Source organism: Clostridium sp. K04, assembly GCF_019734375.1.
GTDB lineage: Bacteria > Bacillota > Clostridia > Clostridiales > Clostridiaceae > Clostridium > Clostridium saudiense.
In genome coordinates this window covers 1-5,780 of sequence record NZ_JAASHD010000003.1, presented here as the reverse complement: position 1 = coordinate 5,780, position 5,780 = coordinate 1, and the positions used below count along the sequence as shown (strand labels likewise).

The following is a 5,780-nucleotide window of genomic DNA, read 5'->3' as shown; positions in this document are numbered from 1 at the left end:
GATGAGTAACTTCGATTTGCCAAATTAAAATTTGGAATCTCAGTTAATTTTAAAATTTCAGTTATAATGTAAAACCTCCAATAATATTATTAAGTATACTAATATTTGTGAGGTATCTTTTTATGAAAAAAAATATATTATACTTTTCGATTTTATCAATAATATCCTTTTTTCTATTAACTACACTCTATCTTAATAATACATATTCGGAATTTGATTCAACCAATGTTCGTAATAATATATATGTCTTATCATCAGATACATTAGGTGGTAGATTAGCTGGTAGCACCGAAAACTTAGTTGCTGCAGAAATAATAAAAAATAGATTTATTGATTATGGATTAAAAACTTTAAATGGTGATGGCAATTATACTCAAGATTTTAATACTATTTGTCCTGTAACTACAAATACTTCTCCATACTTGAAAATTGAATATAACGGAGATACTGAAGAAGAACTTCAATATGGGGTTGACTTTAAAGAAGATATGATTAATTTTAAAAATAATACTTTTTCATTTTCAAAGTCTGATAAAATAAACTCTTATTTATCTTATCTTGATATAACATGTGATGATGGAACATTTTTATTATATGTTCCAAAAGATAATAATTTTTCATTTAGAAGCTCATTTTTCAGTGATTTCGCAAAAGATGCTGTAATTATGGTTTCACAAAATGCTTTTGATAAAATAACTTCTAGTTTAAATGAAGGAAAACAAATTTCAATTCATGTTCCATTTGAGGAAGAAGAAAAAACAATATCTAATGTTATTGGTGTAATCAAAGGGTCTAATTCTTCCCTTTCCCCATTTATAATTACAGCTCACTATGACCATCTTGGAAAGGATGGATTAGGTACTAGTTATTCTGGGGCCTTAGATAATGCCTCTGGTACTTCATTTATATTAGAATTAAGTAGAAGTCTTTCAACTTATGGAAAACCTGAAAGAGATATTATTTTTGTTGCTTTAAATGCTGAAGAATTTGGTCTTTTAGGCTCTAAAGCCTTTGCTGAAGAAAATTTATTTAATATTCAAGATTCAAAAGTCATAAATTTTGATATGATTGGTAGTGCTGATTATCCTATAAGCTTAATGCAAGGAAGTAAATTTAAAAATACAGATTCAGAATTGCTAGAATCTATAAAATCTATATGTAAGGATAATTCAATAGATTATGAGGTTTTATATGAGGATTCAAGTGATCATGCAAGCTTTAATAATTTAAATATTGATGCATTGAGCTTCTGTCATAGTGATAAAACACGAATTCATACACCAGAAGATACAATAGATTATATAGATACATCTTCTATAGATACAGTTTATAAAATAGTTGAAACAGAAATAAAAACTTCTTGTTATAGTGGATTAACAAGGTTCATTTATAGTCAAAATTCTATTACTTTAATATCAATAGTTTTAATACTATTAATTATATGGGGTATTTTTTCTAAGAATAAGTTTTTACTTCATAAAAATAGCTCAATACTTTTTAGAGCAATTGCCTTAATTGCAGTAATATCTGCTACTATATTCTATATTAAAGGATATACTAGTGCATTAATTATTGCATTAATATTTGGTTTTTCAATAATATTTATTACATTAATGAGACTTAATTCAAAATCAAGATAAATAAAAATAACAGCTAATAAAATTAGCTGTTATTTTTATTATTTTGATATACTTTTTAAATAAGTAGTAATAAATTGATCAATTTCTCCATTCATAACGGCATTAACATTTGCAGTTTCCTCATTGGTTCTATGATCTTTAACCATATTATATGGATGGAATACATATGATCTTATTTGACTTCCCCATCCCATATCTTTAAGTTCCCCAGTTAAATCTTCTATTTTTTCTTTATGAGCTCTTTCTTTAAGCTCTATAAGCTTAGATTTAAGCATAGACATTGCTGTATCCCTATTTGCAAATTGACTTCTTTCATTTTGACATTGAACTATGATACCTGTAGGAATATGTGTAATTCTAATTGCAGATTCAGTCTTATTGACATGTTGCCCACCAGCTCCACTTGCTCTAAATGTATCTACTTTTAAATCTTCTTGTCTTATATCTATATCTTGATCTTTAGTAAGTTCAGGCAATACTTCAATTGATGCAAATGATGTTTGTCTTTTACCATTTGCGTTAAATGGAGAAATTCTTACTAGTCTATGAACTCCCTTTTCAGCTTTAAGGTATCCATATGCAAACTCTCCTTTTACTCTCAATGTTGCACTCTTTATTCCAGCTTCATCACCTTCAAGTAAGTCTAGAGTTTCAACTTTATACCCCTTCTTTTCACACCATCTTGTATACATTCTAAGAAGCATAAGCGTCCAGTCATTAGCATCACTTCCACCAACACCAGCATGTAAACTTAATATAGCATCATTTTTATCATATTCCCCTGATAATAAAAGTTCAATTTTATATTCTTCAATTAGCTTTTCAATATCCCTGATTTCAGAAATAACCTCATTAACTGTTTCCTCATCATCCTCTGCAAGTTCAGCTAATACTTCGACATCATCTAATCTTCTTACTAAACTTTCATATCTATCTATTCTATCTTTAATTCCTTTACTTTCCTTAGTAACTTCTTCGGCTCTTTTAACATCATCCCAAAAACCTTTTTCTTGCATTTGAAGCTCAAGTTCTTGAAATCTTTTTTCTAGGCTTTCCTTGTCAAAGTGAAGCCCCCATTTCTTTTAATGTTTCTTTTAAGCCACTAACCTTTGAAAGTTCTTGTTCTAACTTGATTAACACAAAAATCACCCCTTTGAATTAGTTAAGAGTTTTTAGTTAGTACTCTATTGAGAAAATTCAGCCTAGGCTGAATTTATTTAAATATATATTTAAGAAACTCCCAAAGGAGTTTCCACCTTAACTACTAACTTAATAAAAAAGTGCCCTTTAGGCACTTTTTTATTATGCTTCTCTTCCACAACAATTCTTATATTTTTTTCCACTACCACAAGGGCATAAGTCGTTTCTTCCAAACTTATGATCATTTCTTACTGGTTCTTTTTTTAAGCTCTTATCATCTTCTCCATGACTTGCTGAAGTTTCTTCTGCAACCTTTTCTCTTTCAACTGGTCTTTCAACTCTTACATGGAATAAGAATTTAACTGTTTCAAGCTTAATTCCCTCAATCATTTCTTCAAACATTGCACTACCTTCCATTTGGTATGCTTGAATTGGGTCTTGTTGCTTATATGCTCTTAATCCCATTCCTTGTTTTAAATGATCCATGTTATCTATATGAGCCATCCATTTTTGATCAACAACTCTTAAAAGAACTACTCTTTCAATTTCTCTTAATTGTTCTTCACCAAATTCAAGTTCTTTACCCTTATATATATTCATAACAGTTTCAGTTAGCTTATCTTTTATTTGTTCATTAGATAAATCTGCTAATTCTTGTACAGTTACAATACCGTGTGGTAAACAAATTTCCTCTAAATATTGAAGTAATGTTTTGATTTCAGCTTCTATATCTTGAACGTCTCCACTTAAATGTGAATTAACAGCATCAGATATAACTTCTTGAATCATTCCTTCTATTTGCTCTTTTAAATTCTTACCTTCTAAAACTTCAGTTCTTTGTCTATAAATAACTTCTCTTTGAAGATTCATAACATCATCATATCCAAGAAGGTTCTTTCTTATGTCAAAGTTATTTCCTTCAACCTTCTTTTGAGCATTTTCTATAGCCTTAGTAACCATTTTACTTTCTATAGCTTCAGTTTCTTCAAGACCTAATTTATCAATAATTCCTTGAATCTTTTCTGAACCAAATATTCTCATTAAATCATCTTCTAAAGAAATGAAGAATATAGATTCACCTGGATCCCCTTGACGACCTGATCTACCTCTAAGCTGATTATCTATTCTTCTTGATTCATGTCTTTCAGTACCAAGAACCTTTAATCCACCTGCTTCTCTAACTCCTTCACCAAGCTTAATATCAGTACCTCTACCAGCCATATTAGTAGCTATAGTAACCATACCTAATTCTCCTGCATGAGAAATTATTTCGGCTTCTTGTGCATGATATTTAGCATTAAGCACTTGATGCTTAATTCCTCTCTTCTTTAATAAAGAAGAAATATATTCAGATTTATCAACACTTGCTGTACCAACAAGTACTGGTTGACCCTTTTCATGTGATTTTACTATTTCTTCAACTATAGCTTTATACTTACCAGATTGATTTTTATAAACCATATCTGATTGGTCAATTCTTTGAACTGGTTTATTAGTTGGTATTACTATAACATCAAGATTATATATTTCTCTAAATTCATTTTCTTCAGTTAATGCAGTACCAGTCATTCCTGATAATTTAGCATACATTCTGAAATAATTTTGGAATGTAATTGTTGCTAAAGTTTTTGACTCTCTTTGAATTTTAACATTTTCTTTAGCTTCAATTGCTTGATGAAGACCATCTGAATATCTTCTACCTTCCATAAGTCTTCCTGTAAATTCATCTATTATTACTACTTCATTATCTTTTACCATATAGTCTTTATCAGCCTTCATAGTATAGTTAGCCTTTAAAGCCTGAGTAACATAATGTTGTAATTCTAAGTTTTGAGAATCAGCATAGTTTTCTATTCCAAAATATTTTTCAGCTTTAACTATACCATCCTCAGTTAATAAAACAGCATTAGCCTTTTCATCAACATTAAAATCTTTCTCGTTTACTAGTGTTTTAACAAAATTATCAGCAACATTGTAGAACTTAGTAGACTTATCTCCCATTCCAGAAATAATAAGAGGAGTTCTAGCCTCATCTATTAAAATTGAGTCAACTTCATCCACTATACAGAAGTTAAGATCTCTTTGAACTCTGTCTTCCATATGTATTACCATATTATCTCTTAAGTAATCAAATCCGAATTCATTATTTGTTCCGTAAGTAATATCACATGCATAAGCAGCTCTTCTTTGTTCTGGTGTAATTCCATGAATTATACATCCAGTTGTTAATCCTAAGAAATTATAAAGCACTCCCATTTCTTCCATTTGAGTTTTAGCTAAATAATCATTTACTGTTATAACATGAACACCCTTGCCAGTTAATCCATTTAAATATGCTGGTAAAGTTGCAACTAATGTTTTACCTTCCCCAGTTTTCATTTCAGCAATTCTTCCTTGATGTAAAACCATCCCTCCAAGTAATTGCACTCTAAAATGCTTCATTCCAAGCACTCTGCTTGAAGCTTCTCTACAAACAGCAAATGCTTCTGGTAATAAACTATCTAAAGATTCACCTTTTTGTATTCTCTCCTTAAATTCTACAGTTTTAGCTTGTAATTCTTCATCAGTAAGCTTTTGCATTCCTTCATCTAAAGCTTCTATTTTATCTGCAATTGATTGAAGTTTTTTAACTTCTCTCTCACTATATGTTCCAAAAACTTTTTCTAAAAATCCCATAATGTATTTCCTTTCAACATTAATACTCATAAAAATGAATATAAAATTAAGTAATGGATTTAAACTTTTTATATAATTATTTAATTTATATAAAATTACCCTTCTAATGTTTTACTTAATAAATTATACCATTTATGATATTCATAATTCAACATAAATGTATATAGGTTAAACTCTTTTACTTTTATTTAACATTTAGATGAAAGGGGCTGTCGCACTAAATAATTAGTGCGAGGCCCCTTTTGCAAAAAAAAAAATAAATCCCAGACTCTATAAGCCTAGGATTTATGGTAAAATATTTTTCATGCTAACAAAAAAAATCTT

At 29.2% G+C, this 5,780-nt stretch carries 3 protein-coding genes; 1 reads left to right on the top strand and 2 read right to left on the bottom strand.

Translation table 11 applies throughout. The features are described 5' to 3' along the window. Positions 1-122 precede the first annotated feature (122 nt). On the top strand, positions 123-1,640 hold the full coding sequence (locus HCG70_RS01800; RefSeq protein WP_042402477.1) for a M28 family metallopeptidase: 1,518 nt from the start codon (positions 123-125) through the stop codon (positions 1,638-1,640). 38 nt (positions 1,641-1,678) lie between these two features. On the opposite strand, the gene prfB is transcribed toward HCG70_RS01800, so the two are convergent. Beyond that, positions 1,679-2,780, bottom strand: a protein-coding gene (prfB, locus tag HCG70_RS01795; RefSeq protein ID WP_394805639.1) for a peptide chain release factor 2 whose coding sequence is annotated in 2 segments (ribosomal slippage) — positions 1,679-2,713 and positions 2,715-2,780 — 1,101 coding nt in all. Because the reading frame shifts where the segments join, the coding sequence is not laid out codon by codon here. Between the two features lie 162 nt (positions 2,781-2,942). Further along, positions 2,943-5,456 (bottom strand): preprotein translocase subunit SecA, encoded by a 2,514-nt coding sequence (gene secA / locus HCG70_RS01790; protein ID WP_042399544.1) that lies wholly within the window; start codon positions 5,454-5,456, stop codon positions 2,943-2,945. Between the last annotated feature and the right edge of the window lie 324 nt (positions 5,457-5,780).

Coding starts and splice junctions, on each gene's coding strand:
- HCG70_RS01800 (WP_042402477.1), top strand. CDS start 123: ATGAAAAAAAATATATTATACTTTTCGATTTTATCAATAATATCCTTT.
- secA (WP_042399544.1), bottom strand. CDS start 5,456: ATGGGATTTTTAGAAAAAGTTTTTGGAACATATAGTGAGAGAGAAGTT.